General features: G+C 64.7%; 24 protein-coding genes. 16 read left to right on the top strand and 8 right to left on the bottom strand.

The window, feature by feature from the left end; translation table 11 throughout:
• Positions 1-11: 11 nt before the first annotated feature.
• The gene (gene acuI / locus EUB48_RS04625) at positions 12-995 is read left to right on the top strand and encodes an acrylyl-CoA reductase (NADPH) (protein ID WP_142817824.1); all 984 of its coding nucleotides are present in this window, start codon (positions 12-14) and stop codon (positions 993-995) included.
• A 1-nt stretch (position 996) separates the two neighbouring features.
• On the opposite strand, the gene EUB48_RS04630 is transcribed toward acuI, so the two are convergent.
• From EUB48_RS04630 to hemA, 3 genes are all read right to left on the bottom strand, one after another.
• The gene (locus tag EUB48_RS04630; protein WP_142817825.1) at positions 997-1,935 is read right to left on the bottom strand and encodes a HemK/PrmC family methyltransferase; all 939 of its coding nucleotides are present in this window, start codon (positions 1,933-1,935) and stop codon (positions 997-999) included.
• 82 nt (positions 1,936-2,017) lie between these two features.
• Positions 2,018-3,115: a peptide chain release factor 1 gene (gene prfA, locus EUB48_RS04635; RefSeq protein WP_142817826.1), complete on the bottom strand. Its 1,098-nt coding sequence runs from the start codon at positions 3,113-3,115 to the stop codon at positions 2,018-2,020.
• Positions 3,116-3,124: 9 nt separating this feature from the next.
• A complete protein-coding gene (hemA, locus tag EUB48_RS04640) occupies positions 3,125-4,384 on the bottom strand; it encodes a glutamyl-tRNA reductase (RefSeq protein WP_142817827.1) in 1,260 nt (419 codons plus the stop codon).
• A gap of 80 nt (positions 4,385-4,464) precedes the next feature.
• On the opposite strand from hemA, the gene EUB48_RS04645 reads away from it, so the two are divergent.
• Positions 4,465-4,743, top strand: coding sequence for a hypothetical protein (locus EUB48_RS04645; protein ID WP_142817828.1), 279 nt, complete (start codon positions 4,465-4,467; stop codon positions 4,741-4,743).
• A gap of 10 nt (positions 4,744-4,753) precedes the next feature.
• On the opposite strand, the gene ugpQ is transcribed toward EUB48_RS04645, so the two are convergent.
• The 5 genes from ugpQ to ugpB form a co-directional block, all read right to left on the bottom strand.
• On the bottom strand, positions 4,754-5,536 hold the full coding sequence (ugpQ, locus tag EUB48_RS04650) for a glycerophosphodiester phosphodiesterase (RefSeq protein ID WP_142817829.1): 783 nt from the start codon (positions 5,534-5,536) through the stop codon (positions 4,754-4,756).
• Between the two features lie 17 nt (positions 5,537-5,553).
• Positions 5,554-6,570: a sn-glycerol-3-phosphate import ATP-binding protein UgpC gene (locus EUB48_RS04655; RefSeq protein WP_142817830.1), complete on the bottom strand. Its 1,017-nt coding sequence runs from the start codon at positions 6,568-6,570 to the stop codon at positions 5,554-5,556.
• A 9-nt stretch (positions 6,571-6,579) separates the two neighbouring features.
• Positions 6,580-7,431 (bottom strand): sn-glycerol-3-phosphate ABC transporter permease UgpE, encoded by an 852-nt coding sequence (ugpE, locus tag EUB48_RS04660; protein ID WP_142817831.1) that lies wholly within the window; start codon positions 7,429-7,431, stop codon positions 6,580-6,582.
• 15 nt (positions 7,432-7,446) lie between these two features.
• The gene (ugpA, locus tag EUB48_RS04665) at positions 7,447-8,328 is read right to left on the bottom strand and encodes a sn-glycerol-3-phosphate ABC transporter permease UgpA (RefSeq protein WP_142817832.1); all 882 of its coding nucleotides are present in this window, start codon (positions 8,326-8,328) and stop codon (positions 7,447-7,449) included.
• Between the two features lie 83 nt (positions 8,329-8,411).
• The gene (gene ugpB / locus EUB48_RS04670) at positions 8,412-9,722 is read right to left on the bottom strand and encodes a sn-glycerol-3-phosphate ABC transporter substrate-binding protein UgpB (RefSeq protein ID WP_142817833.1); all 1,311 of its coding nucleotides are present in this window, start codon (positions 9,720-9,722) and stop codon (positions 8,412-8,414) included.
• A gap of 188 nt (positions 9,723-9,910) precedes the next feature.
• Here ugpB and EUB48_RS04675 point away from each other — a divergent pair, with 188 nt between their 5' ends.
• The 14 genes from EUB48_RS04675 (at position 9,911) to folE (ending at position 26,291) form a co-directional block, all read left to right on the top strand.
• On the top strand, positions 9,911-13,855 hold the full coding sequence (locus EUB48_RS04675; protein ID WP_142817834.1) for a DUF3683 domain-containing protein: 3,945 nt from the start codon (positions 9,911-9,913) through the stop codon (positions 13,853-13,855).
• 116 nt (positions 13,856-13,971) lie between these two features.
• On the top strand, positions 13,972-14,385 hold the full coding sequence (locus tag EUB48_RS04680) for a gamma-butyrobetaine hydroxylase family protein (protein ID WP_142817835.1): 414 nt from the start codon (positions 13,972-13,974) through the stop codon (positions 14,383-14,385).
• A 156-nt stretch (positions 14,386-14,541) separates the two neighbouring features.
• The gene (gene ubiE / locus EUB48_RS04685; RefSeq protein WP_142817836.1) at positions 14,542-15,273 is read left to right on the top strand and encodes a bifunctional demethylmenaquinone methyltransferase/2-methoxy-6-polyprenyl-1,4-benzoquinol methylase UbiE; all 732 of its coding nucleotides are present in this window, start codon (positions 14,542-14,544) and stop codon (positions 15,271-15,273) included.
• Between the two features lie 25 nt (positions 15,274-15,298).
• The gene (locus EUB48_RS04690) at positions 15,299-16,306 is read left to right on the top strand and encodes a Tim44 domain-containing protein (RefSeq protein ID WP_142817837.1); all 1,008 of its coding nucleotides are present in this window, start codon (positions 15,299-15,301) and stop codon (positions 16,304-16,306) included.
• A 62-nt stretch (positions 16,307-16,368) separates the two neighbouring features.
• Positions 16,369-16,923 (top strand): hypothetical protein, encoded by a 555-nt coding sequence (locus tag EUB48_RS04695; RefSeq protein ID WP_142817838.1) that lies wholly within the window; start codon positions 16,369-16,371, stop codon positions 16,921-16,923.
• A complete protein-coding gene (gene ubiB, locus EUB48_RS04700; RefSeq protein WP_142817839.1) occupies positions 16,920-18,488 on the top strand; it encodes a ubiquinone biosynthesis regulatory protein kinase UbiB in 1,569 nt (522 codons plus the stop codon). The genes EUB48_RS04695 and ubiB overlap by 4 nt, the downstream gene beginning before the upstream one ends.
• A 47-nt stretch (positions 18,489-18,535) precedes the next feature.
• A complete protein-coding gene (locus EUB48_RS04705; protein WP_142817840.1) occupies positions 18,536-19,981 on the top strand; it encodes a high affinity choline transporter 1 in 1,446 nt (481 codons plus the stop codon).
• 100 nt (positions 19,982-20,081) lie between these two features.
• Positions 20,082-20,447 (top strand): FmdB family zinc ribbon protein, encoded by a 366-nt coding sequence (locus EUB48_RS04710; RefSeq protein ID WP_142817841.1) that lies wholly within the window; start codon positions 20,082-20,084, stop codon positions 20,445-20,447.
• A 15-nt stretch (positions 20,448-20,462) separates the two neighbouring features.
• Positions 20,463-21,083 (top strand): DUF502 domain-containing protein, encoded by a 621-nt coding sequence (locus tag EUB48_RS04715; RefSeq protein ID WP_142817842.1) that lies wholly within the window; start codon positions 20,463-20,465, stop codon positions 21,081-21,083.
• 59 nt (positions 21,084-21,142) lie between these two features.
• Positions 21,143-22,978, top strand: coding sequence for an aspartate--tRNA ligase (gene aspS / locus EUB48_RS04720; protein WP_142817843.1), 1,836 nt, complete (start codon positions 21,143-21,145; stop codon positions 22,976-22,978).
• 64 nt (positions 22,979-23,042) lie between these two features.
• Entirely contained in the window at positions 23,043-23,522 is a 480-nt protein-coding gene (nudB, locus tag EUB48_RS04725; protein WP_142817844.1) for a dihydroneopterin triphosphate diphosphatase, read from the top strand.
• Entirely contained in the window at positions 23,519-24,247 is a 729-nt protein-coding gene (locus tag EUB48_RS04730) for an endonuclease/exonuclease/phosphatase family protein (RefSeq protein ID WP_142817845.1), read from the top strand. The genes nudB and EUB48_RS04730 overlap by 4 nt, the downstream gene beginning before the upstream one ends.
• 1 nt (position 24,248) lies before the next feature.
• Positions 24,249-25,472 carry a cardiolipin synthase ClsB gene (clsB, locus tag EUB48_RS04735; RefSeq protein WP_142817846.1) on the top strand — a complete coding sequence of 408 codons (1,224 nt, stop codon included), beginning with the start codon at positions 24,249-24,251 and terminating at the stop codon, positions 25,470-25,472.
• 93 nt (positions 25,473-25,565) lie between these two features.
• On the top strand, positions 25,566-26,291 hold the full coding sequence (gene folE, locus EUB48_RS04740) for a GTP cyclohydrolase I (protein ID WP_077560191.1): 726 nt from the start codon (positions 25,566-25,568) through the stop codon (positions 26,289-26,291).
• Positions 26,292-26,294 lie beyond the last annotated feature (3 nt).

Raw genomic sequence — 26,294 nt, forward strand, 5'->3', positions numbered from 1 at the left:
AGGAGTCCGCGATGTTCCAGGCCCTGTTGCTCACCCAAAACGACAAGCAGACCGTTGCGACGCTGGCGCCGCTGGATGAAGCCCGGTTGCCGGCGGGCGACGTGACGGTGCGCGTGCAGTACTCGAGCCTGAACTTCAAGGATGCGCTGGCGATCACCGGGCGCGGCGCGATCGTGAAGAAGTGGCCGCTGGTGCCGGGCATCGACCTGGCCGGCGTCGTCGAGCAGAGCCTGGACCCCGCCTGGAAACCCGGCGACCGTGTCGTCGTCAACGGCTGGGGCCTCGGCGAGACACATTGGGGTGGCCTGGCCCAGAAGGCGCGACTCTATGCGGGATGGCTGCTGCGCCTGCCCGAGGCTTATTCAACCCGGCAGGCGATGGCCATCGGCACCGCGGGCTACACCGCGGCCCTGTGCGTGATGGCCTTGCAGCGCCATGGCCTGAGGCCGGGTGACGGCGAAGTGCTCGTCACCGGCGCGGCCGGCGGGGTCGGCTCGGTGGCCGTCAAACTGCTCTCGGGCCTTGGCTATTCGGTCATCGCATCCACGGGCCGGCCGCAGGAAGCCGACTACCTGAAGTCGCTGGGCGCGGCGCACATCATCGATCGCACTGAGCTCTCCGCGCCGGGTAAGCCGCTGCAGCGCGAGCGCTGGGCCGGCGTGATCGACACGGTGGGCAGCCACACCCTGGCCAACGCCTGCGCCGCAACCCGTTGGAACGGCGCCGTCGCGGCCTGCGGCCTGGCGCAGGGCGCCGACTTCCCGAGCACCGTGATGCCCTTCATCCTGCGCGGCGTGACGCTGTACGGGATCAACTGCGTCTTCATCGACAACGCCAGGCGTGCCGAGGCCTGGCGGCTGCTGGCGCAGCATGTGGATGGCGCCACCCTGGAGCGCATGACGGTCGAAATCGGGCTGTCGCAGGTGATCGCCCAATCGCCCGTGCTGCTCGACGGCAAGGTGCGCGGCCGCGTGGTGGTGGATGTGAATCGCTGAGTCAGGCTCGCGGCGCGCGCCCGCCGCTGCAGCGCTCGATGCCGCTCAGATCCAGCCTGGACTGCACTTCCTCGAAGCCGGCGCCGCTAAGCAATTGGCGCACCGCCCCGGCCTGGTCGTAGCCGTGTTCCAGCAGCAGCCAGCCGGCCGGGCGCAGGTGCGCACGCGCCTGCGCGATGATGAGGCGAATGTCGTCCAGCCCATCGTGGCCGCTGGCCAGGGCCTGCAGCGGCTCGTGCGTCAAATCGATCAGGTGCCGGTCCTGCGCGGCGATGTAGGGCGGGTTCGAGACGATGGCGTGGTAGCGGCCGTGAACCGGTGTCAGCCATGAGCCTTGCATGAATTCGATAGCTAACCCCAGCCGCTGCGCGTTGGCTTGAGCCACCTGCAGCGCGTCGCTGCTCGCGTCCGTGGCACTGACCTGCAAAGCGGGCCGTGCGTGCTTGAGGGCCAGCGCTACGGCACCGCTGCCGGTGCCCAGGTCGATGACGGAGATGAAACACCCCCGAAGCGCCTGTGGCGCCTCCCCCTCAAGGGGGCGATACCAGCGGCCCGGCAAAGCCGGTTCCGCGGTATCCCTGGCGTCGGGCAGCATAGGTTTCGACTGAACGGATACCTCGTCCAGCACCTCCAGCGCCCACTCCACCAGCGTTTCAGTGTCGGGCCGGGGCACCAGCACGCGCGCGTCAACCCGCAGGTCGAGCCCGAAAAATTCCCTGTGGCCGGTGATGTAGGCCAGCGGCTCGCCGCTAGAGCGGCGTTGCACCGAGGCGTCCAACGTGGCTTCCACCGCGGGCGGCAGCGCATCGGTGTCATGCACGAGCAGCCAGGCCCGGTCGTGCGTGGCGCGGCCCAGCGCGTGCAGCAGCAGCAACTGCGCATCCAGCCGGTCCAGGCCGCGGGACTGGGCTTCGAGCAGCGCTTGGGCGATGGAGGTCACGTTCGATTGCTATGAGAAGCGTAGCTACTTGCGCTTACTGCGTAATGGCTAGAGGCCGATTTGATGAAAAGTTAGCGGGTGCTCAAGCACTCGCGACTTCCAGCTCGGCCAGCTGCTGCGCCGCCTCGTAGGCCTGTAGCGCCTGCACCACATCGTCCAGGTCGCCCTCCATGATGGCGAGCAGCTTGTACAGCGTGAGATTGATGCGATGGTCGGTGAGCCGCCCCTGCGGGAAGTTGTAGGTGCGGATGCGGTCGCTGCGGTCGCCGCTACCGATCAGGCTCTTGCGCTCGGCGGCGTCTTTCGCGGCGCGCTCGGAACGGTCTTTTTCCTGGATGCGCGCGGTGAGTACCTTGAGCGCCTGGGCCTTGTTGCTGTGCTGGCTGCGCCCGTCCTGGCACTCGGCCACGATGCCGGTCGGAATGTGCGTGATGCGCACCGCCGAGTCGGTCTTGTTGATGTGCTGGCCACCGGCACCGCTGGCGCGGTAGGTGTCGATGCGCAGATCGGCCGGATTGATCTTGATGGCCTCCTGCTCATCCGGCTCGGGCAGCACGGCCACGGTGCAGGCGCTGGTGTGGATGCGGCCCTGCGTCTCGGTGGCCGGCACGCGCTGCACGCGGTGCCCGCCGGATTCGAACTTGAGCGCGCCGTAGGCCTGGTCACCGACCACGCGCAGCACCACTTCCTTGTAGCCCCCGAGTTCGCTGGGCGACTCGCTGATGATCTCGGTCTTCCAGCCGCGGCGCTCGCAGTAGCGGGCGTACATGCGCAGCAGATCGCCCGCGAACAGCGCCGATTCGTCGCCGCCCGTGCCGGCGCGGATTTCCACGAAGGCGTTGCGCGCGTCGTCAGGGTCTTTGGGCAGCAGCATGCGCTGCAGCTCGGCGTGCAATTGCGCCAGTTCGGTCTCGGCCGAGGCAATTTCCTCCTGCGCCATCTCGGCCATGTCAGCGTCCACGGCGGGGTCGGCCTGCAGGGCCCGGGCCGCGGCCAGATCGTTTTCGCGCGCCACGTAGCGCTGGTAGCGGCTCACCAGCTGTGCCACATCGGAGTGCTCGCGCGAGAGCACCAGGAACTGGCTCATGTCGCGCATGATGTCTTCGCGCGAGAGCAAAAAGTCCAGCTCCGACAAACGGACAGCGTAACGCTCCAGCCGGGCGCGCAGGAAGGATTTCATGGGGCGCCCCTAACGGCTTTTGCGAAGAAAGAAATGCTCGATGGCCACACTGGCGCGTTCGCGGGACGCGTGGTCGCCCGCATGCAGTTCGGCCATGGCGCCGTGCAGCATCTTCTGGGTCAGGCCCCTGGACAGGGCCTCCAGCACCGCGTCGACATCTTCGCCGCGGGCCAGCAGCCGGCGCGCGCGCGCGATTTCGGCACCGCGCCATTCGTCCGCCTGCGCGTTCAGCTGCTGGATCAGCGGCACGCTGCCGCGCTGGTCCATCCAGTGCATGAAGCTTTGTACGCCGGCGTCGATGATGGCCTCGGCCTGCGCCACCGCCGCCTGGCGATTCGCCTGGCCGGTCTGCACCACGGCCGCGAGGTCGTCCACGGTGTACAGGTACACGTCCTGCAGCGCCTTGACCTCGATCTCGATGTCGCGCGGCACGGCCAGATCGACCATGAACATCGGGCGGTGCCGGCGCGCCTTCAGGGCCCGTTCCACGGCGCCCAGGCCGATGATGGGCAGGGTGCTCGCGGTGCAGCTGACCACGGCGTCGAACTCGTGCAGGCGGGCCGGCAGGTCGGCCAGGCGCATCACCTCGCCGCCGAAGCGGCTGGCCAGTTTTTCACCGCGCTCCAGGGAGCGATTTGCGATGGCGATGGCCTTCGGGTTCCTGGCCGCGAAATGGGTGGCCGCGAGTTCGATCATCTCGCCGGCGCCGACAAACAAGACCTTGATCTGGCTCAGATCCTCGAACAACTGGCCCGCCAGCCGCACGGCGGCGGCGGCCATGCTGATGGAGTGCGCGCCGATTTCGGTCGAGGTGCGCACTTCCTTGGCCACCGCAAACGAGCGCTGGAACAGCTGGTTCAGCGTGGTGCCCAAGGCGCCGGCTTCTTCGGCGGCGCGCACTGCGTCCTTGATCTGGCCCAGGATCTGGGCCTCGCCCAGCACCATGGAATCGAGCCCGCTGGCGACGCGAAAGGCGTGGCGCGCCACCGGCCCGTCTTCCAGTGTGTAGGTGTGCGAGCGCAGCAACTCGGGGGAGACGTTGCCCGTGCGGGCCAGCCAGTCCAGCGCGTGGCCCGCCGCCAGTCTTTCACCGGCGCAGTAGATTTCGGTGCGGTTGCAGGTGGACAGGATCGCCACCTCGGGATGCCGGGCCAGCGATGCGCGCAACCCATGCAGGGCCGGCTGGATCTGGTCGATGGCGAACGCAAAGCGACCGCGCAGATCGAGCGGCGCGGTCGTGTGATTGATGCCTAAAGCCCAGACTGCCATTATTAGATTATAAAATTTGTGGCTCGAACAGGTATTGAGCCGGATCAACGACCTGCCATTGGCACACAAAACGCAACACCATGGGACCTCTGGACCTGCTCATTCAACTGCTCAATTTCGTGGCGCCGGCGCTGTTCGTGGCCATTGTCACGACACTGGCTTCCCGGTTATTTGCAAGAAAAGGCTCGGTAGCCCTTGCCTGGTGGGCGCAAGCAGCTATCAATTTCGTAGTCGGCGCGGCCGCCTTGCTGCTCGGGCTATGGTACTTTGGGCACGACGGCAAGATGGCGACCTATGCGGCGCTGGTGCTTGGCTGTGCCAGCAGTCAGTGGCTCATGGCGCGGGGCTGGCGGCACTGAGCCGGTCACGTCAAGCCCGCGGTGCGAACAAATCCACGCGGTCGGTGATGATGCCGTCGGTACCGAGGTCCAGCAGGCGCTGCGCGGCCCACTCGTCGTTCACGGTGTAGCTTAAGGCACGCAGTCCGGCGTTGTGGGCCTGCGTAACATTGGTGCGGTCCCACAGCGCATGGTTGCAGACGATGGCCACGCAGCCCAGGTCGATGGCGGCCTCAAACCACCCCTGCCACAGCGTGTCCAGCAGCAGGCCGCGCGGCAACTGCGGCTCAGCCGCCTGCGCGCCTCGCAACGCGTCAACGCTGAACGAGCTGAGCAGGGGCGGCGCGGGCGCGTCGCGCCAGAGCCGTGCCGCATGCTGGGCGACCACTTCGCCGGTGTGGCGCTCCACGCCGGGCGTGGGCTTGATCTCGACATTCAAACAATGGCCGTTGCGCAGGCAATAGCGGGCAATGTTCTCGAAACTGGGCAGCGGCTCGCCCGCAAAGGCGCGCGAATGCCAGCTGCCCGCGTCCAGCTGCGCGAGCTCGCCCCAGGGGTGCTCGCCGCCGACGTCGCTGGCCGCGGCATCCAGCCGCTGGCGGCTGTTGGTGGTGCGCGCGAGCAAGGTGTCGTGCATCAGAAAAGGCACGCCGTCGCTGGACAACTTCACATCGCACTCGAACATGCGGTAGCCGTGACTGGCCCCGCGCCGGAACGCGGCCAGTGTGTTCTCCGGTGCCAGCTTGCCCGCGCCGCGGTGCGCGATCCAGCGCGGGTAAGGCCAAAGCTCGAAGCTGACGGTTTGCAGCGACATGGTGCGGATCGCGTCGACTACAGCCGCTGCCCGCTGGCGGCGTCGAACCAGTGCAGGCGGTCAAAGCGCGGCGTCACATGAATGGTCGCGCCGATGGCCGGTGCGGCCTGGCTTTCGTCGGTGCGCACGATCAGCGGCTCGCCGCCCATGCGGCAATACACCAGCCGCTCCGCGCCCAGCATTTCCAGCGTTTCGACCTGCAGCGCCCAGCCCGAGGGCGTGATCTGCAGATGCTCGGGGCGAATGCCCATGAGCGCGCCGCTGGGGCCTCCGAGCGCGGCATTCGGCCCGTTCTTGAGCAGGTTCATCGGCGGCGAGCCCATGAAGCTGGCGACGAACGTGGTGGCCGGGCGCGTGTAGACCTCTTCGGGCGTGCCGAACTGTTCCATGCGGCCCGCGTTCATCACGATCATGCGCTGCGCCAGCGTCATCGCCTCGATCTGGTCGTGCGTGACGAAGAGCGAGGTGATGCCCAGTTCGCGGTGCAGCTTCTGGATTTCGAGCCGGGTCTGCACGCGCAGCTTGGCGTCCAGGTTCGACAGCGGCTCGTCGAACAGGAACACCTGCGGCTGGCGCACGATGGCGCGTCCCATCGCGACGCGCTGGCGCTGCCCGCCGGACAGCGCGCGGGGCTTGCGGTCCAGCAGATGAGCCAACTCCAGAATTCCGGCGGCCTTGTCGACCCGGGCCCTGATTTCGCCAGCCGGCACTCTGGCTATCTTCAGGCCGTAGGCCATATTGTCGAACACGCTCATGTGGGGGTACAGGGCGTAGTTCTGGAACACCATGGCGATGTCGCGCTCCGCCGGCTCCAGGTCATTCACGACCCGCGCGCCAATGGCGATTTCGCCGCCGCTGATCTCCTCCAGCCCGGCTACCATGCGCAGGAGCGTGGACTTGCCGCAACCGGACGGGCCAACGATGACCACGAATTCGTGGTCGGCAATTTCCGCACTGACGCCGTGCAGCACCTGCACCGCCGCCTTGCCGCTGCCGTAGTGCTTGGTGATGTTCCTGAGTGAAATGGAGGCCATTTTTGATCTTTATTTTTCCGTATCAACCAGGCCCTTGACGAACCATTTCTGCATCAGGATGACCACGATGGCCGGCGGCACCATGGCCAGGATGGCGGTGGCCATCACCACGTTCCACTGGTTTGCCGAGTCGCCGCCGGCGATCATGCGCTTGATGCCGATCACCACCGGGTACATGTCCTCGCTGGTGGTGGCCAGCAGCGGCCACAGGTACTGGTTCCAGCCGTAGATGAACTGGATCACGAACAGCGCCGCGATCGAGGTCTTGGATAGCGGCAGCAGGATGTCCTTGAAGAAACGCATCGGCCCGGCGCCGTCCATGCGCGCCGCTTCCACCAGCTCATCGGGCACGGTCAGGAAGAACTGGCGGAACAGGAAGGTGGCCGTGGCCGAGGCGATCAGGGGAATGGTCAGGCCCGCATAGGTGTTGAGCATGCCCAGATCGGACACCACCTTGTAGGTCGGCATGATGCGCACCTCGACCGGCAGCATCAGCGTGACGAAGATGGCCCAGAAGAAGAAATTCTTGAACGGGAAGCGGAAGTAGACGATGGCAAACGCCGACAGCAGCGAGATGGCAATCTTGCCAAACGTGATGACCAGCGCCGTGACCAGACTCACCCACATCATGCGCGCCACCGGGGCGGTAGAGCCGGCGCCGTCGCCGCCGCCCACCAAGGCGGTTTTGTAGGTTTCCCACAGATGGCCGCCCGGCAGCAGCGGCATCGGGGCCTGGATGATTTCCTGTGCGGTGTGCGAGGAGGCGACGAATGCCAGGTACAGCGGAAATGCGACCACCAGCAGGCCCAGCACCATCACCACGTGGGCCAGGACCGTCAGCCACGGGCTGCGTTCAACCATGATGCAGGGCTTTCATCAATATTGGACCTTTTTCTCGACATAGCGGAACTGCACCACGGTCAGCGCAATCACGATGGCCATGAGCACCACCGACTGGGCCGCAGAGCCGCCCAGATCGCCATTCTTGAAGCCGTCGTTGTAGACCTTGTAGACCAGAATCATCGTGTCCTGGCCCGGACCGCCGCGCGTGGTGGCGTCGATAATCGCAAAGGTGTCGAAGAAGGCGTAGACCATGTTGATCACCAGCAGGAAGAAGGTGGTCGGCGACAGGAGGGGAAACTGGATGCTCCAGAAGCGCCGCCAGGGGTGTGCGCCGTCGATGGCTGCTGCTTCTATCAACGATTTTGGGATCGACTGCAGACCCGCCATGAAGAACAGGAAGTTGTAGGAAATCTGCTTCCACACCGCTGCCATCACGATCAGGGCGACCGCATCGCCCGTGTTGAGCAGGGAGTTCCAGTCCACGCCAAGGCTGCGCAACGCGTAGGCCACAACGCCCAGCGTGGGCGAGAACATGAACAGCCACAGTACGCCCGCCACGGCCGGCGCGACCGCATACGGCACGATCAGGAAGGTCTTGTAAAACAGCGCGCCCCTGATGATGCGGTCGGCAAAAACGGCCAGCATAAGCGACAGGCCAATGCCCAGGGCGGCCACCATCGCGGAGAAAAGCGCGGTGATCTTGAAGGAGTTCAGATACGCCGAGTCGGTGAACAGGTCTCTGAAATTGTCGAAACCCACCCACTGGGTGGACAGGCCAAAGGCATCCTGCAGCTGGAACGATTGGAGCATGGCCTGCCCGGCCGGCCAGAAGAAGAAGACCGCGATGACGGACACCTGCGGCGCGAGCAGCACCCACGGTAGCCACCGGGAACGGAAAAGGACGCGTTTTTCCATGGATCAAACTATGAGGCCCTCCCCGCATTGCGGGAAGGGCCGGAGCCAATCGCCGTCATGACGGCGTCGACGAAAGCAATGCTTCAGGACTTGTTGGCTTTCTGGAACCGCTCCAGTTGCTCGTTGCCGCGTGTGACAGCAGCGTCCAGCGCCTCTTTCGGCGTTTTCTTGCCGGTCCAGATCTGCTCGGTTTCTTCGTCGATGATGGTGCGGATCTGGTTGAAATTGCCCAGCCGGATGCCGCGCGACTTGTCCGTGGTCTTGCGGATCATCTGCGTCACCGCCACATCGGTACCGGGGTGCTCCTTGTAGAAGCCGGACTTGTCGGTGAGTTCGTAGGCGGCCGTGGTGATCGGCAGGTAGCCGGTGCGCTTGTGGCTGGCCGACTGCACGTCGGGCCGCGACAGGTACTTGAAGAACGCCGCCACGCCCTTGTAGGTTTCCGCTTTCTTGCCCGCCATCACCCACAGGCTGGCACCGCCGATGATGGTGTTTTGCGGAGCGCCGGCCACATCCGGGTAATACGGCAGGGCCGAGATGCCGTAGGCAAACTTGGCTTCCTTGCTGACGCGCGAATACAGGCCGGAGGAGCCCGTCATCATCGCGCATTCACCGGAGGGGAACGAGACATCGGCCGCGTTGTCGCGGCCCTTGTAGACGAACAGGCCCTGCTTGGCCATGTCGGACAGATCGTCGAAATGGCGTATGTGCAATGGCGAGTTGAAGACCAGCCGGGCCGCCGGGCCGCCGAAGCCATTGTTCAGCGTTGCAAACAGCACGTTGTGCCAGGTCGAGAAGCTCTCCAGTTGGGTCCAGCTCATCCAGCTCGTGGTGAACGGGCACTTATGGCCGGCCGCCTTGAGCTTGGCGGCGTCCAGAATCACTTCGGGCCAGGTGGTGGGCGCCTTGTTGGGGTCGATGCCCGCAGCCTTGAACGCATCCTTGTTGTAATAAAAAACCGTGGTCGAGCTGTTGAATGGCAGGCTCAGCATCTGGCCGTTGGGCGCCGTGTAGTAGCCCGCCACCGCCGGAATGTAGGCCTTGCTGTCGAACTTGGCGCCGCCCGTGGTCATGACTTCGCCGACCGGCTTGATCGCGCCCTTGGCGGCCATCATGGTGGCGGTGCCGACTTCATACACCTGCAGGATGTCGGGCGCATTGCCGGCCCGAAACGCCGCCATGCCGGCGGTCAGTGTTTCTCCATAGGTGCCCTTGTAGGTGGGAACGACCTTGTATTCTTTTTGACTTGCGTTGAAGTCCTTGGCGAGGTCGCCGACCCAATCGCCCAGCGGTCCGCTCATGGCGTGCCACCACTGGATTTCCGTTTGCGCCTGGGCCGACAAGGGCAGGACCAAGGCCGCAGCAAGCGCTGCCGCAGTAAATTGCAGTTTCATTGTGAAGACTCCTGAATCGATGCCTGAGGCTATCAAGGAAATGTGACACATTGATTTAACACGACAGCACCGGCACGCCGCAACCCGGGTTTCCATGGGGTTCCCCCATGGCGGGCGCGTGAATGCTGCGCTGCGGTAACATTCGATCCCAGCACGGCAGTCCGTTCTGGCTGCAATTCCAGGACCTCATGAACGCTCCCACAACGCTCAACCACCTCATGGCCGCGGCCGATGAGGCACCCCGCCTGCGCGAAATCCCCTACAACTACACCTCGTTTTCCGACCGCGAGATCGTGATCCGGCTGCTGGGCGCAAGGGCCTGGGAGGTCCTCAATTCCCTGCGCCAGGAGCGCCGCACGGGGCGTTCGGCCCGCATGCTGTATGAGGTGCTGGGCGACATCTGGGTAGTGCAGCGCAATCCGTATCTGCAGGACGATCTGCTGGACAACCCGAAGCGCCGCAAGCTGCTGGTGGAGGCCCTGCACCACCGCCTGGCCGAGGTCGGAAAACGCCGCACGCCCGCGATGGATGCCGATCGGGACGTCATCGTCGGTGAGCTTCTTACGGCTGCAGCTCAGGCGGTACGGGCGTTCGATGCTACATTTTTGGAAGTGGCCCGCCTGCGCCGGCAGGCCCGGCGCATGCTGCAGAAGTGCACCGCCAGGGACAACATCAAGTTCGACGGCCTCTCGCGCGTCTCGCACGTGACCGATGCCACCGACTGGCGCGTGGAGTACCCGTTTGTGGTGCTGACCCCGGATACCGAGGCCGAGATGGCGGCCCTGGTCAAGGGCTGCATCGAGCTGGGCCTGACCATCATTGCGCGCGGCGGCGGCACCGGCTACACCGGCGGCGCCATCCCCTTGAGCTGGAAAAGCGCGGTCATCAACACCGAAAAGCTGGAGGCCATGACCGAGGTCGAGATGATTCCGTTGCCCGGGCTCGCGCAGCCGGTGGCCACGGTGTGGACCGAGGCGGGCGTGGTGACGCAGCGCGTGGCGGACGCCGCCGAGCGCGCAGGCTTCGTGTTTGCCGTCGATCCGACCTCGGCCGAGGCCTCCTGCATCGGCGGCAACATCGCCATGAACGCGGGCGGCAAGAAGGCCGTGCTGTGGGGCACCGCGCTGGACAACCTGGCCTCGTGGCGCATGGTGACGCCGCAGGCACAGTGGCTCGAAGTCACGCGGCTGAACCACAACCTGGGCAAGATTCACGATGCCGAGCTGGCCAGCTTCGAGCTGCGCTACTTCGAGGCCGACGGCAAGACGCCGGTACGCACCGAGCGGCTGGACATTCCCGGCAAGACCTTCCGCAAGGAAGGGCTGGGCAAGGACGTGACCGACAAGTTCCTCTCGGGCCTGCCCGGCATCCAGAAGGAGGGCTGCGACGGCCTGATCACCAGCGCGCGCTGGATCGTGCACCGCATGCCGGTGCATACGCGCACCGTGTGCCTGGAATTTTTCGGCAACGCGAAGGACGCGGTGCCCAGCATCGTCGAGATCAAGGATTTCATGTTCTCCCTGCAAAAGCACACGGGCAAAGAGGGTGAAGGACCGGGCACCTCCCAAGTCCTGCTGGCGGGCCTGGAACATCTGGACGACCGCTACCTGAAGGCCGTGGGCTACGCCACCAAATCGAAGAAACACGGCGGCCTGCCCAAGATGGTGCTGTTCGGCGACATCGTGGGTGACGACGCCGACGCCGTGGCGCGCGCCACCTCCGAGGTGGTGCGCATTGCCAACTCGCGCAGCGGCGAAGGCTTCATCGCCATCAGCCCGGAGGCGCGCAAGAAGTTCTGGCTGGATCGCAAGCGCACGGCGGCCATCAGCCGGCACACCAACGCCTTCAAGATCAACGAGGACGTGGTGATTCCGCTGCCGCGCATGGCCGAATACACCGACGGCATCGAACGCATCAACATCGAGCTGAGCCTCGCCAACAAGCTGCGGCTGTGCATTGAGCTGGAGGCTTTCTTTACGCGCGGCAACCTGCCGCTGGGCAAGAAGGACGAGTCGGGCGAGGTGCCGTCGGCCGAACTGCTGGAAGACCGCGTGGCGCAGGCGCTGGCGTTGATCCACGAGGTGCGCGCGCTGTGGAGCGGCTGGCTGCAGGGCGTGGCCGAGCTGTTTCCCGGGCTGCAGGACCATTCGCTGCGCGCCAGCTGGAAGACGCAGATTCGCGCCCCGCTGCAGGCGATTTTTTCGGGCGACGCGTTCAAGCCGATTCTGGAAGAATGCAACGCGATCCACGCGCGCGTGCTCAAGGGCCGCGTCTGGGCCGCCTTGCACATGCATGCGGGCGATGGCAATGTGCACACCAACATCCCGGTCAACAGCGACGACTACGACATGCTGCAAACCGCGCACGAGGCGGTCAAACGCATCATGGCACTGGCGCGCTCACTCGACGGCGTGATCTCGGGCGAGCACGGCATCGGCATCACCAAGCTCGAGTTCCTGAGCGACGAAGAGCTCCAGCCGTTCACCGACTACAAGCGCCGGGTCGATCCCGAGGGGCGCTTCAACAAAGGCAAGTTGCTGCGAAATTCGGAGCAGACTGTGCAGGATGGTAAATGGCTCGACGGGGGAGGGGCCCTGTCGAATCGAATCTTTGCCGATTTGACCAATGCCTACACCCCCAGCTTCGGCCTCATGGGGCACGAGTCGCTGATCATGCAGCAGTCCGACATCGGCGCGATTGCCGATTCGGTGAAGGATTGCCTGCGCTGCGGCAAGTGCAAGCCCGTGTGCGCCACCCACGTGCCGCGCGCGAATCTGCTGTACAGCCCGCGCAACAAGATCCTGGCGACCTCGCTCCTGGTAGAGGCCTTCCTGTACGAGGAGCAGACCCGGCGCGGCGTCTCGATCCGGCACTGGGAGGAGTTCGAGGACGTGGCCGACCACTGCACCGTGTGCCACAAGTGCCTGTCCCCGTGCCCGGTCGACATCGACTTCGGCGACGTGTCGATGAACATGCGCAACCTGCTGCGCAAGATGGGGCAAAAGAGCTTTCGCCCCGGCAATGCGGCGGCCATGTTCTTCCTCAACGCCACGAATCCGCAGACCATCAAGCTGGTGCGTGGCGCCATGGTCGGCGTGGGCTTCAAGGCGCAGCGCCTGGCCAACCAGCTGCTGCACCGGCTGGCTCGGGCGCAGACCGCCAAACCGCCGGCCACGCTGGGCGCCGCGCCGGTGCGCGAGCAGGTGATCCACTTCATCAACAAGAAGATGCCGGGGGGCCTGCCCAAGCAAACGGCGCGCGCGCTGCTGGACATCGAGGACAAGGACTACGTGCCCATCATCCGCAACCCCACGGGCACCACGCCCGAGACGGAGGCGGTGTTCTACTTCCCGGGCTGTGGCTCCGAGCGGCTGTTCTCGCAGGTGGGACTCGCGACCCAGGCCATGCTCTGGCACGCCGGCGTGCAGACCGTGCTGCCGCCCGGCTACCTGTGCTGCGGCTACCCGCAGCGCGGCGCGGGCCAGTACGACAAGGCCGAGAAAATCATCACCGACAACCGCGTGCTGTTCCACCGCGTGGCCAATACGTTGAACTACCTGGACATCAAGACCGTGGTGGTGAGCTGCGGCACCTGCTACGACCAGCTGCAGGGCTACGAGTTCGACAAGATCTTTCCGGGCAGCCGCATCATCGACATCCATGAGTACCTGCTGGAAAAAGGCATCACGCTGCCTGCGGGGCAGGGGGGTTACCTGTACCACGAGCCTTGCCACAATCCCATGAAGCTCGGCGACCCGATGAAAACGGTCAAGGCGCTGGTCGGCGACAACGTGATCAAGAGCGAGCGCTGCTGCGGCGAATCCGGCACGCTGGGCGTGACCCGGCCCGACATCGCGACCCAGGTGCGGTTTCGCAAGGAAGAGGAAATCCGCAAGGGCGAAGCGCAACTGCGCGCCGCCGGCACCGTAGGCGCGCAAGGCAATGTGAAGATTCTCACCAGCTGCCCGAGTTGCCTGCAGGGCCTCAAGCGCTACGAGGACGACCTGCAAAACGGCTTGCTCGAGGCCGATTACATCGTGATCGAGATGGCGAACCAGATCCTGGGCGAGCGGTGGCTGCCCGAGTACGTGGCCGCCGCGAATGCGGGCGGCATCGAGCGCGTGTTAGTCTGAAGCTTTGTGGGACTGACCGAAGCGAAGCGGAGCTCTGTCCTCAACCGATTAGGCGGGACAGGCCAGGAATTGCGCAGCAATTCTGCTCCGTCCCCAACACTTTAGAGGAGCCTTTCATGGCCGGTTTGAAATCCGGGGCGCCCACGCCCCAAGACATCACGGTGCACAGCCAGTCGCGTGTGCTGGAAATCACGTTTTCGGACGGCGCTACTTTCCGCATCCCGTTCGAGCTGATGCGCGTGTATTCACCCTCGGCCGAGGTGCAGGGCCATGGCCACGGCCAGGAAGTGCTGCAGACCGGCAAGCGCGAGGTGGACCTGGTGGCGCTGGAGCCGATTGGCAACTACGCGGTGCAACCGAGCTTTTCCGACGGCCACAACACCGGTATTTTCTCGTGGGACTACCTGTACTTTCTGGGCTCCCAGCAGGACAAGCTGTGGGGCGACTACACGGACCGACTGCGCGCCGCCGGTGTCGATCGCGACGCGCCCATGCCGGGCAAGGGCGGCCACACCCGCGGCAGCCATTGAGGCTCCCGTTTGCTATTAATAATATAGCAACCTGTGTAGATTCATCAAGGGCGCGGCCCCGATTTTCCTCGTCGTTTCGACTAATTCCCGACAAATCTCCGACACAATGCGGGGGTGTCACCGCGCTGGCGCCATTTCCACTCTAGCATCACCTTTATGACAACAACGCATTTCGGTTTCCAATCGGTCGAAGAGGGCGACAAGGCGCGCCGCGTGCGCGGCGTTTTCGACTCGGTTGCGCCCAAATATGATCTGATGAATGACCTCATGTCGCTGGGTCTGCACCGCGCCTGGAAGGCCTACACCGTGCTGGTGGCCGACGTGCGCGAGGGCGACTCGGTGCTCGATATCGCGGGCGGCACGGGCGATCTGGCGCTGGCCTTCGCCAAAAAGGCCGGCGCGTCGGGCCGGGTGGTGCACACCGACATCAACGAAGCCATGCTGCGCACCGGGCGCGAGCGCCTGCTCGACGCGGGCGTGGCGCTGCCCACGCTGGTGTGCGACGCCGAGAAGCTGCCGTTTGCAAGCGACTCGTTCGATGTGGTCAGCGTCGCCTTCGGCCTGCGCAACATGACGCACAAGGACGCGGCCCTGGCCGAGATGAACCGCGTGCTGAGACCTGGCGGCAAGCTGCTGGTGCTCGAATTCTCGAAGGTGGCCAAGCCGCTGGAGAAGCTCTACGACTGGTACTCCTTCAAGGTGCTGCCCGGTCTGGGCAAGCTGGTGGCCGGCGACGACGCCAGCTACCGCTACCTGGCGGAGTCCATTCGCATGCACCCCGATCAGCAGGCGCTCAAGGCCCTGATGAAGCAAAGCGGTTTTGGCCATGTGGACTACCACAACCTGTCCGGCGGCGTCGTGGCGCTGCATGTTGGAATCAAGTGTTAGCGCATCCGGCAAAAGGGAGATTGACATGAAGTACTGGTCTTTGATTCTGGTGGCCGCTCTAGCGCTGTCGAGCCTGAACGCAGAAGCGGCGCGGCGCCTGGGGGGCGGGCGCTCCTTCGGCCAGCAGTCCGGCAACGTGACGCAGCGCGAGGCCGCCAGGGCACCGGTCGCGCCGGGCGGCGCCGCGCAAAGTGTGGCCAAACCGGCGCCTGGTGCGGCGGGGGCCAATGGCGCCGCTCCTGCACCCCGAAAACCGTGGGGCGGCATGCTCGGCGGCCTGGCGGCCGGTCTGGGCCTGGCCTGGCTGGCGCACTCGCTCGGGTTGGGCGCGGCGTTTGGGCAAATCCTGCTGCTGGCCCTGGTGGTGCTGATCGGGCTTGCGGTGTACGGGATGGTGATGCGTTCGCGCAGGGCGGGCGCCACGCCGGGGGGCGCCCCGTTTGCGTTCGAGGGCGCCGGCGGCGCGCCGGCAGCGGTCACGCCGCGCCAGTACAGCCCCGACAACGTGGGCAACGACGCTTCGGCACGCCCCTGGGAGCGTGCCGGCATGGCGTTTGACCCGGACAAATCCCAGAGCGGAGCGGCGGCCTTGCCCGGTCCGGGCTCCCTGATCGGTTCTGCCCTGGTCGGCTCGCAAACCTGGGGCGTTCCCGAAGGGTTCGATGTCGACGGGTTTCTGGCCGCGGCCAAGCGCAACTTTGTGACGCTGCAGGACGCCTGGGATCGCGCCGACATCGGCATGCTGCGCGCCATGATGACCGACACCATGCTGAGCGAGATCAAGACGCAGCTGTCCGAGCGCGAAGTGCATACGGGCGGGCAGTCCAACCGGACCGACGTGGTGATGCTGCAGGCGCAGTTGCTGGGCATCGAGGACCTGGGCGAGGGCTACCTGGCCAGCGTGGAGTTCTCCGGCATGATCCGCGAGGAGCCGTCCGCCGGCCCGAGCCCGTTCCGGGAGGTCTGGAACATGTCCAAGCCCAAGAGCGGCACCAGCGGCTGGCTGGTGGCCGGCGTGCAGGCTCTGCAGTAGCGAGGCGACGGTGCGTTGAGCGCCGCCGGGGCGCAATGGCTTTCAGGGAATAATCGGGGACTATGGCCACATCGTCCCCCTTTTCTTTTTTGAACGACATTGTCGACAAGCTGGCCTCCGGCCTGCAGCCGCCCGCCTGGGTGGTTGACGAGGTGCAGCACCGCCTGGTCTTGTTCCTCAACCACGTGCTGCTGCAGGAGAGTGAGGCCATGGCCCGCCTTGCACGACAAAAAGACCGCGTGGTCCTTGCCCAGTGGCGGTCATTCGCTATTAAATTTGTGGCGACACCGGCCGGCTTGCTCGATTTGGCGGCGCCGGACGCGCAACCCGACCTGACGCTGTCGATGCTGGAAGCGTCGCCGCTGGAACTGGCTCAGGCGGCCTTGCGCGGCGACAAGCCCGCCGTTCGCATTGAAGGAGATGTTCAGCTCGCCGCCGAGGTCAACTGGCTGGTGGATCATGTGCGCTGGGATGCAGAAGAAGACCTGTCGCGCGTGCTGGGCGATGCGCCGGCTCACGCACTGGGCCAGGCTGCGCGCCGCATGGTGGACGGGCTGCGCCAGTTCACCAGCGCGCGCGCACAAACGCCAGCGGGCTCCGGCAAGGCGCAGCCATGAGGCGCATTTTCCGGGGTGTCTTCATCATCCTGATTGCGCTGCGCTACGGGCTCGACGAGCTGGTGCTGACCAGCTTCCAGAAGCCCTGGCTGCATGTGATTGCGCGCGTGGTCTCGGTCGGGCGCAACCTGCAGGCGCCACGCGGGCAGCGGCTGCGCGAGGCGCTCGAGCGGCTGGGGCCGATCTTCGTCAAATTTGGCCAGGTGCTTTCGACCCGGCGCGACCTGCTGCCCACCGACATTGCCGACGAACTGGCGCGGCTGCAGGACCGCGTGCCCCCGTTTGATTCGGCCATCGCGATCGCGACCGTCGAGCGCGCCTTTCGCAAGCCGCTGAAAGAGATTTTTACCAGCTTCGACCGCGAGCCGGTCGCCAGCGCCTCGATTGCGCAGGTGCACTTCGCCATGCTGCGGGGCCGCGACGGTCATGAGCGCGAAGTTGCCGTCAAGGTATTGCGTCCCAACATGCTGCCGGCGATCGAGAAGGACCTGAGCCTGATTCGCATGCTGGCCGGCTGGGTGGAAGACCTGTCGAGCGACGGCAAACGCCTGAAGCCGCGCGAGGTGGTCGCCGAGTTCGACAAGTACCTGCACGACGAACTGGACCTGGTGCGCGAAGCCTCGAGCGCCGCGCAACTGCGCCGCAACATGCAGGGGCTCGACCTGGTGCTGATCCCCGAGATGTTCTGGGACTACTGCATGCCCGACGTGATCGTGATGGAGCGCATGAAGGGCGTTCCCATCAGCCAGATGGAGCGCCTGCGCGACGCCGGGGTTGACATCCCCAAGCTGGCGCGCGACGGCGTGACGATTTTCTTCACCCAGGTGTTTCGCGACGGCTTTTTCCACGCCGACATGCACCCCGGGAACCTGCAGGTCAGCATCGAGCCGGCCACGCTGGGCCGCTACATCCTGCTGGACTTCGGCATCGTGGGCACGCTCACCGAGTTCGACAAGGAATACCTGGCGCAGAACTTCACGGCGTTTTTCCGGCGCGATTACAAGCGCGTGGCGGAACTGCACATCGAATCCGGCTGGGTGCCGGCCGGCACCCGCGTGGACGAGCTGGAGTCGGCCATCCGCAGCGTCTGTGAGCCGTACTTTGACCGGCCCCTGAAGGAAATCTCGCTTGGCATGGTGTTGATGCGGCTGTTCCAGACCTCGCGGCGCTTTCAGGTGGAGATCCAGCCGCAGCTGGTGCTGCTGCAAAAAACCCTGCTCAACATCGAAGGTCTGGGCCGCGAACTCGACCCCGAGCTCGACCTGTGGGCGACCGCCAAGCCGTTTCTGGAGAAGTGGATGGTCGAGCAGGTCGGGCCGCAAAAGCTCATCGACCAGCTCAAGGACCAGGCGCCCCGCTATGCCAAGCTGCTGCCGGAGCTGCCGCGCCTGTTGCACGACTACCTGCTGCAACGCCCCGGCGGCAACCAACGGCGCGACCTGCAGGAGCTGCTGGCCGAGCAAAAGCGCACCAACAAGCTGTTGCAGGGACTGATCTACGGCGGCGTCGGCTTTGTGCTGGGCCTGATCGTGATGCAGATCGTGCTGCGCGTGCGGCTGTTCTAGCCTTGCATTTGCCGAGATAATGCCCGGCACGAAAAGGAGAGTGCGCCGTGCTGTTGACTCTGGTCATTGTTTATCTGCTTGTCACCATCGCGATTGGCCTGTATGCGGCCAAGCGCGTCAAAAATTCCGCCGACTACGCGATTGCCGGCCGCGGCCTGCCGCTGGCCATGATCGTGACCACCACGTTTGCAACCTGGTTTGGCTCCGAGACGGTGCTCGGCATCCCGGCCAAGTTCGTGGGCAGCGGCCTGAACGGCGTGGTGGAAGACCCGTTCGGCGCCGGCACCTGCCTGATCCTGGTCGGACTTTTTTTCGCGGGCAAGCTGTACAAGATGAGCCTGCTCACCATCAGCGACTACTACCGCGAGCGCTTCGGCCGCACCGTGGAGGTGGTGTGCTCGCTCATCATCATGCTCAGCTACCTGGGCTGGGTGTCGGCCCAGGTCACCGCGCTCGGCCTGGTGTTCAACCTGCTGTCGCAGGGCGCCATCAGCATCTCCGCCGGCATGGTGATCGGCGTGGTGTCGATCCTGGCGTACACGCTGTTTGGCGGCATGTGGTCGGTGGCCGTCACCGACTTCATCCAGATGATCATTCTGGTGATCGGCCTGACCATCCTGGCGGTGTTTGCGGGCCATCAGGCGGGCGGCGCCGACAAGGTGGTGCATTTGGCGCTCAGCCGCGATCTGTTCAACTTCTGGCCCGAGCCGACCTTCAAGGACATGCTGTTTTTCTTTGCGGCGGCCATCACCATGATGCTGGGCTCGATTCCGCAGCAGGACGTGTTCCAGCGGGTCATGTCGGCCAACAGTGTGGGCGCCGCCACCAAGGGTCCCGTGATCGGCGGCGTTTTCTACATCCTGTTTGCTTTCGTTCCCATGTTCCTGGTGACCAGTGCGCTGATCATCATGCCGGAGCAGACCGCCGCGCTGCTGAAGGACGACCCGCAGAAGGTGCTGCCCGAACTGGTGTTGACGCACATGCCATTCGTGATGCAGGTCCTGTTCTTCGGCGCCCTGCTGTCGGCCATCAAATCCACGGCGTCGGCCACGCTGCTGGCGCCCAGCGTCACCTTCGTGGAGAACATCTGGCGCCAGTTCAGGCCGCGCATCAGCGACAAACAGGAGCTCAGGACCATGCGCGTGACGGTGCTGGTGTTCAGCGCGCTGGTGCTGCTGTATGCCATCAAGACGCAGGGCACGCCGATCTACGAGATGGTGTCCGGGGCGTATCAGGTGACGCTGGTGGGGGCTTTCGTGCCGCTGGTGTTCGGGCTGTACTGGAATGGGGCGACCACCCAGGGTGCGATTTTCTCCATTGTGCTGGGCGTGCTGACCTGGGTGCTGTTTCTGGTCACGCCGGCCGGTGGCGAGTTTCCGGCTCAGCTCGCGGGCGTGCTGGCGGCGCTGACGGGGATGCTGATCGGCTCGCTGGGGCCGCAGGCGATCAAGAACAGCCATGCATCGCACCACAAGCTGGCAGCCGCAGGCTGACGGGCCGCACGCCCGGGCGAAACCGGGGAGGCCAGGGGCTTGATTTTCGGGTCGATGCCTATAATTGAGGGTTTTGCACCCTCCCGAAACCTTTAACGCCATGCCAATCTATGCTTATAAATGCGAATCCTGCGGGCACAGCAAAGACGCATTGCAAAAAATCTCGGATGCGCCCCTGACGGTTTGCCCCCATTGCGGGGCGCCGACCTTCAAAAAACAGCTCACGGCGGCCGGTTTCCGGCTCAAGGGGTCTGGCTGGTACGCCACGGATTTCCGCGGCGGCGCGGGCGATGCGGCGGCGAAACCCGCAACGGCGACCGACGGCCACAAGACTGAAGCCAAAACCGACAGCAAGCCTTCCGAGGGCGCCACGACGGCCAAATCCGACGCTGCGCCCGCCAGATCCGAGGCCGCGCCCGCCAAACCTGACGCTACACCTGCGGCGGCGGCGCCTTCTGGCCACTGACACTGAACGACCGTGATGGCTGCAATCCGAAAATGGCTGCTGGCTGGCCTGCTGGTGATCGTGCCTGTGGCCATCACTATCTGGGTGCTGGACTGGATCGTCGGCACGCTGGACCAGACCCTGCTGATCCTGCCCGCACAGTGGCAGCCGGACCGGCTGCTGGGGTTCCACATTCCGGGCTTTGGGGTACTGCTGGCGCTGGCCATTTTGCTGGTGGTGGGCGCTACCGCGAGCAATTTCCTTGGCCGCAAGCTGGTGGGCTGGTCGAATGCCTTGCTGCACCGCATCCCGGTGGTGCGCTCCATCTATTCCGGCGTGAAGCAGGTGTCGGACACCCTGTTTTCCGAAAATGGCAACGCATTTCGCACGGCGGTGCTGCTGCAGTGGCCCCGCGAAGGCGTCTGGACCATCGGTTTCGTGACGGGCGTGCCTGGCGGCGATGCGGCCAACCATTTGCCGGGCGACTGCCTGAGCGTGTATGTGCCGACCACGCCGAATCCGACGGGCGGCTATTTTGTGATGCTCAGGAAGAGCGATTGCGTCGAATTGAAAATGAACGTTGACGAGGCGCTCAAGTATGTCGTCTCGATGGGCGTTGTGATTCCGGGCGGACCGGCCGACGCCGCCGCCAAATAGAGCGCGCTCCTGCAGCGCTGGTCTGAAGTACTTTTAGTGAGAAGTTGAAAAGAAATACCATGGTGATGCGTTCCCACTATTGCGGTCTTGTGACCGAGGCCCTGATGGGCCAAACCGTTTCCCTATGCGGCTGGGTGAACCGCCGGCGCGACCACGGCGGTGTGATTTTTGTCGACTTGCGCGACCGCGAAGGCTACGTGCAAGTGGTGTGCGACCCGGATCGCGCCGCGATGTTCGAGACTGCCGAAGGCCTGCGCAACGAATTTTGCATTCAGGTCAAGGGCCTGGTGCGCGCGCGCCCCGAAGGCACCATCAACGAGCACCTCAAGAGCGGCAAGATCGAGGTGCTGTGCCACGAGCTCACGGTCCTGAACCCGTCCGTGACGCCGCCGTTCCAGCTCGATGACGACAACCTGTCCGAGACCACGCGCCTGACGCACCGTGTGCTGGACCTGCGCCGTCCGTACATGCAGAACAACCTGATGTTGCGCTACAAAACCGCGATGGAGGTGCGCAAGTTTCTCGATGCCCATGGCTTCATCGACATCGAAACCCCGATGCTGGGAAAGTCCACGCCCGAAGGCGCGCGCGACTACCTGGTGCCCTCGCGCGTGCACGCCGGCACGTTCTTTGCGCTGCCGCAAAGCCCTCAGCTGTTCAAGCAGTTGCTGATGGTGGCCGGGTTCGATCGCTACTACCAGATCACCAAGTGCTTCCGCGACGAAGACCTGCGCGCCGACCGCCAGCCCGAGTTCACGCAGATCGATATCGAGACCTCGTTCCTGGCCGAGCAGGAAATCCGCGACCTGTTCCAGGACATGATCAGTACCGTCTTCAAGAACACCTTGAACGTTGATTTGGGCGAATTCCCGGTGATGGCGTATGCACAGGCCATGCACCGCTACGGCTCCGACAAGCCGGACCTGCGCGTCAAGCTCGAATTGACCGAGCTGACCGACGTGATGGCCGACGTGGACTTCAAGGTCTTTTCCGGCGCTGCCAACATGAAGGGCGGGCGCGTGGTGGCCCTGCGGATTCCGGGCGGCGCCAGGGAGGCCGGTGGCCTCTCCCGCGGCGAGATCGACGGCTACGCCGAGTTCGTCAAGATTTACGGCGCCAAGGGGCTGGCCTACATCAAGGTCAACGAGCAGGCCAAAGGCCCGGGCGACAAGGCCCTTCGGTGGCCGGGCCTGCAAAGCCCGATCGTCAAGAACATTCACGACCAGGCTATTGCGCAGATTCTGGCGCGCACGGGTGCGCAGGACGGCGACCTGATTTTCTTCGGTGCGGACAAGGTCAAGGTCGTCAACGACGCCATGGGCGCCCTGCGCCTGAAGATTGGCCTGAGCGAGTTCGGCAGGAAGAACGGCCTGTTCGAGGCCGGCTGGCGGCCGATGTGGGTGGTGGACTTCCCGATGTTCGAGTTCGACGACGAGGCTCAGCGCTACACCGCGGTGCACCACCCGTTTACCGCGCCCAAGGACGGTCATGAAGACTGGATGGTGACCGCGCCCGAGAAATGCATCGCCAAGGGCTACGACATGGTGCTCAACGGCTGGGAAATCGGCGGCGGCTCGGTGCGTATCCACCAGGCCGACGTGCAGCAAAAGGTGTTCGACGCGCTGAAGATCGGCCCCGAAGAGGCCCAGCAAAAATTTGGATTCCTGCTCGATGCGCTGCAATACGGTGCGCCACCGCACGGTGGCCTGGCGTTCGGTCTGGACCGCATCGTCACGCTCATGACAGGAGCCGACTCGATTCGCGACGTGATCGCCTTCCCCAAGACCCAGCGCGCGCAGGATCTGCTGACGCAGGCGCCCACGCCCGTGGACGAGAAGCAGCTGCGCGAGTTGCACATCAAGCTCAGGAGCAGTGACCTGGTCAAGCCGGAGTGACCCCGCCCCGGCGGTTGAGGGCTTGGGGCACAATGAAGAACGCCATACCGGCGCCCCTTTTTTCATGGTCAAGCCCTACAAGATTCCCCTGTCCGTGCTGGTGGTGATCTACACGCCGGCGCTCGACGTGCTGCTGATCAGGCGCGCCGACGCCACGGACTTCTGGCAGTCGGTGACCGGCAGCAAGGATCGCGCCAGCGAGGACTTTCGGCAGACGGCGGCGCGCGAAGTGCGGGAAGAAACCGGCATCGACTGCGCGAGCGGCACTACGCTGGCCAGCGGTCTGCGCGATTGGGGTCTGGAGAACGTGTACGACATTTACCCGCGCTGGCAGCACCGCTATGCACCGGGGGTCACGCGCAATACCGAACATGTGTTCGGGCTTGTGGTGCCGCCGGGCACGCCGGTCACCTTGAATCCACGCGAACACACGGCTAGCCAGTGGCTGCCCTGGCGCGAGGCGGCCGACCGCTGTTTTTCGCCCTCCAATGCCGAAGCCATCCTGATGCTGCCAAAACTTATCGGAGTAAAGTTTGCCGCATGACGATTCTTCGCGTAGCCACCTACAACATCCACAAGGGCGTGCAGGGCATCGGGCCGGCCCGCCGGCTTGAGATTCACAACCTGGGCCACGCCGTCGAGCAGATCGACGCCGATGTGGTGTGCCTGCAGGAAGTGCGCAAGCTGCACCGGCGCGAGGCAAGGCATTTCAAGCGCTGGCCGGATTTGCCGCAGGCCGAGTTTCTGGCGCCCGAAGGTTACGAGGCGGTGTACCAGACGAATGCCTTTACACGCTACGGCGAGCACGGCAATGCGCTGCTGTCGCGCTGGCCCGTCATCGACCACCAGCATGAAGACATGTCGGATCATCGCTTCGAGCAGCGCGGGCTGTTGCATGTCGAGGTGAATGCCCATGGCCGTACCGTCCACGTGATCGTGGTACACCTCGGCCTGATTCCTGCCAGCCGAACCCGGCAAGTGGCGCAGCTCAAACGCTTTATCGAGCGCGAGGTGCCGGCGCAGGCGCCGCTGCTGGTGGCCGGAGACTTCAATGACTGGGGCGTGCAGATCAGGCGGGCATTAGGTGCTGTCGATTTGGTTGCATTTGGCGACGGACGCAATGCGACCTATCCGGCCCGCCTGCCGGTGGTTCAACTCGATCACATTTATTCGCGGGGCCTCAAACCGCTGGGGCTGCAGATTCCGCACGGGCGCGTCTGGTGGCGCATGTCGGATCATTTGCCGCTGATTGCCGAATTTGAAATTTGACATGTCCCGGCCGGACTTGCTGCAGCGTCGTGAACATCAGATCCAGTTGTTGCAAGGCAGCAAGGAATTTTTCCCCGCGTTGATCGAGGCCGTGGACCTGGCTCGGGTCGAGGTTCGGCTGGAAACCTACATCTTCGACTTCACCGGCACCAGTGCCGGCGTGGCGCAGGCGCTGGAGCGCGCGGCGCAGCGCGGCGTGACGGTGCAGCTCGTGGTCGATGGCGTGGGCACCGGCACATTCCCGCCCGAATGGCGCGAGCGCTTCGATCGGGCGGGCGTGCAGTGGCGGGTTTACGCGCCGCTGGGGCCGCTGGGCTACCTGCTCCCCAGCCGCTGGCGGCGCCTGCACCGCAAGCTGTGTGTGGTCGATGGCCTGGTGTCGTTTTGCGGCGGCATCAATATCCTGGACGACTTGCACGATCCCAATTACGGTACTTTGATGCTGCCGCGCCTGGACTTTGCCGTGCGCGCGTCCGGTATGCTGGTTCAGGAGATGCGGGACACCATGGCGCTGTTGTGGTGGCGCCTGCAGGCGGTGCGTGACACCCGCCAGCGCAACTTCCCGGCCGCGCTGAGCTCGCTGCGCACGGCTGCCGGCTATCTTCACGGCACGCAGGGGAGCGCCAGAAATGGCGCAGACGATGTTCATTTTGCCGAGGCGCTGCTGCTGCTGCGTGACAACGTGCACCACCGCAGCAAGATCGAGCGCGCCTACCGCAAGGCCATCGGCGAAGCCCGCCAGGAAATCATCATTGCCAACGCCTACTTCGTGCCGGGGCGCAAGTTGCGCCGGGCGCTCAAGATGGCGGCGCAGCGCGGCGTCAAGGTGCAATTGCTGCTGCAGGGCAAGTACGAATACTTCATGCAGTACCACGCGGCCCGCCCGGTGTACGGCGCGCTGCTGGCTGCCGGGGTCGAGATTTACGAGTATTCGGCAAGCTTTCTGCATGCCAAGGTGGCCGTGGTGGATGGGCACTGGGTGACGGTGGGCTCCTCCAACCTGGACCCCTTGAGCCTGCTGCTGGCGCGCGAGGCGAACGTCGTGGTGAACGACGCCGGCTTCGCCGCCGACCTGCGCGCCAGGCTGGTTCGCGCCATGGACAATGGCGGCCAGCGCGTGGATGCGGCGCTGTACGCCAGCAGGCCGTGGCGGCAGCGGTTGCGCGACCGCATCGCCTTTGGTCTGATGCGCGCGGCGCTGTTTGTGACGGGCTATCGCTACTGACGATTTTGCTACTGTATTGATAGCTACCTGTGCATGACCGGTGTGGGTTCATAGCAAAAAACATCGGCAATCAATCGCTGTTACCATCACTTCATGTTATTGAAAACCCCCGACACCATGAGCCCAGCCGATCAGGACGAAGGCACCCCCGTTTCCGTGAAGATACGCGAGCGGCTGCTGGCGGCGCGCCAGCGCTTTCATTCGAACGACAACATCGCCGATTTCATCGAACCGGGCGAGCTCGACAAGCTGCTCGACGAGGTCGAAGTCAAGATGCAGGGCGTGCTCGACAGCATGGTGATCGACACCCATGGCGATCACAACACCAACAATACCGCGCGGCGCGTGGCCAAGATGTACCTGCGCGAGGTCTTCAAGGGCCGCTACGTGCACGCGCCCACCATCACCGAGTTTCCGAACGTCGAACACCTCAACGAGTTGATGATCGTCGGGCCCATCACCGTGCGCAGCGCCTGCTCGCACCACTTCTGCCCGGTGATCGGCAAGCTCTGGATCGGGGTGATGCCCAACGAGCACACCAATGTGATCGGCTTGTCCAAGTACGCGCGCCTGGCCGAATGGGTCATGGGGCGCCCGCAGATCCAGGAGGAGGCCGTGGTGCAACTGGCCGACCTGATCCAGGAGAAAACCCAGCCCGACGGCCTGGCCCTCGTCATGCAGGCCAGCCACTACTGCATGGCCTGGCGCGGCGTGAAGGACATGGACAGCAAGATGATCAACTCGGTCATGCGCGGCGTGTTCCTGAAGGACCCGAACCTGCGCCGCGAATTCTTATCCCTGATTCCGCAAAAGGATTGATGC

This window comes from Rhodoferax sediminis (genome assembly GCF_006970865.1).
Lineage (GTDB): Bacteria > Pseudomonadota > Gammaproteobacteria > Burkholderiales > Burkholderiaceae_C > Rhodoferax_A > Rhodoferax_A sediminis.

Bases quoted from the DNA above. Each gene is read 5' to 3' on its own strand.
- acuI (WP_142817824.1), top strand. From the start codon at position 12: ATGTTCCAGGCCCTGTTGCTCACCCAAAACGACAAGCAGACCGTTGCG.
- prfA (WP_142817826.1), bottom strand. From the start codon at position 3,115: ATGAAATCCTTCCTGCGCGCCCGGCTGGAGCGTTACGCTGTCCGTTTG.
- hemA (WP_142817827.1), bottom strand. From the start codon at position 4,384: ATGGCAGTCTGGGCTTTAGGCATCAATCACACGACCGCGCCGCTCGAT.
- EUB48_RS04645 (WP_142817828.1), top strand. From the start codon at position 4,465: ATGGGACCTCTGGACCTGCTCATTCAACTGCTCAATTTCGTGGCGCCG.
- ugpQ (WP_142817829.1), bottom strand. From the start codon at position 5,536: ATGTCGCTGCAAACCGTCAGCTTCGAGCTTTGGCCTTACCCGCGCTGG.
- EUB48_RS04655 (WP_142817830.1), bottom strand. From the start codon at position 6,570: ATGGCCTCCATTTCACTCAGGAACATCACCAAGCACTACGGCAGCGGC.
- ugpE (WP_142817831.1), bottom strand. From the start codon at position 7,431: ATGGTTGAACGCAGCCCGTGGCTGACGGTCCTGGCCCACGTGGTGATG.
- ugpA (WP_142817832.1), bottom strand. From the start codon at position 8,328: ATGGAAAAACGCGTCCTTTTCCGTTCCCGGTGGCTACCGTGGGTGCTG.
- ugpB (WP_142817833.1), bottom strand. From the start codon at position 9,722: ATGAAACTGCAATTTACTGCGGCAGCGCTTGCTGCGGCCTTGGTCCTG.
- EUB48_RS04675 (WP_142817834.1), top strand. From the start codon at position 9,911: ATGAACGCTCCCACAACGCTCAACCACCTCATGGCCGCGGCCGATGAG.
- EUB48_RS04680 (WP_142817835.1), top strand. From the start codon at position 13,972: ATGGCCGGTTTGAAATCCGGGGCGCCCACGCCCCAAGACATCACGGTG.
- ubiE (WP_142817836.1), top strand. From the start codon at position 14,542: ATGACAACAACGCATTTCGGTTTCCAATCGGTCGAAGAGGGCGACAAG.
- EUB48_RS04690 (WP_142817837.1), top strand. From the start codon at position 15,299: ATGAAGTACTGGTCTTTGATTCTGGTGGCCGCTCTAGCGCTGTCGAGC.
- EUB48_RS04695 (WP_142817838.1), top strand. From the start codon at position 16,369: ATGGCCACATCGTCCCCCTTTTCTTTTTTGAACGACATTGTCGACAAG.
- ubiB (WP_142817839.1), top strand. From the start codon at position 16,920: ATGAGGCGCATTTTCCGGGGTGTCTTCATCATCCTGATTGCGCTGCGC.
- EUB48_RS04710 (WP_142817841.1), top strand. From the start codon at position 20,082: ATGCCAATCTATGCTTATAAATGCGAATCCTGCGGGCACAGCAAAGAC.
- EUB48_RS04715 (WP_142817842.1), top strand. From the start codon at position 20,463: ATGGCTGCAATCCGAAAATGGCTGCTGGCTGGCCTGCTGGTGATCGTG.
- aspS (WP_142817843.1), top strand. From the start codon at position 21,143: ATGGTGATGCGTTCCCACTATTGCGGTCTTGTGACCGAGGCCCTGATG.
- nudB (WP_142817844.1), top strand. From the start codon at position 23,043: ATGGTCAAGCCCTACAAGATTCCCCTGTCCGTGCTGGTGGTGATCTAC.
- EUB48_RS04730 (WP_142817845.1), top strand. From the start codon at position 23,519: ATGACGATTCTTCGCGTAGCCACCTACAACATCCACAAGGGCGTGCAG.
- clsB (WP_142817846.1), top strand. From the start codon at position 24,249: ATGTCCCGGCCGGACTTGCTGCAGCGTCGTGAACATCAGATCCAGTTG.
- folE (WP_077560191.1), top strand. From the start codon at position 25,566: ATGTTATTGAAAACCCCCGACACCATGAGCCCAGCCGATCAGGACGAA.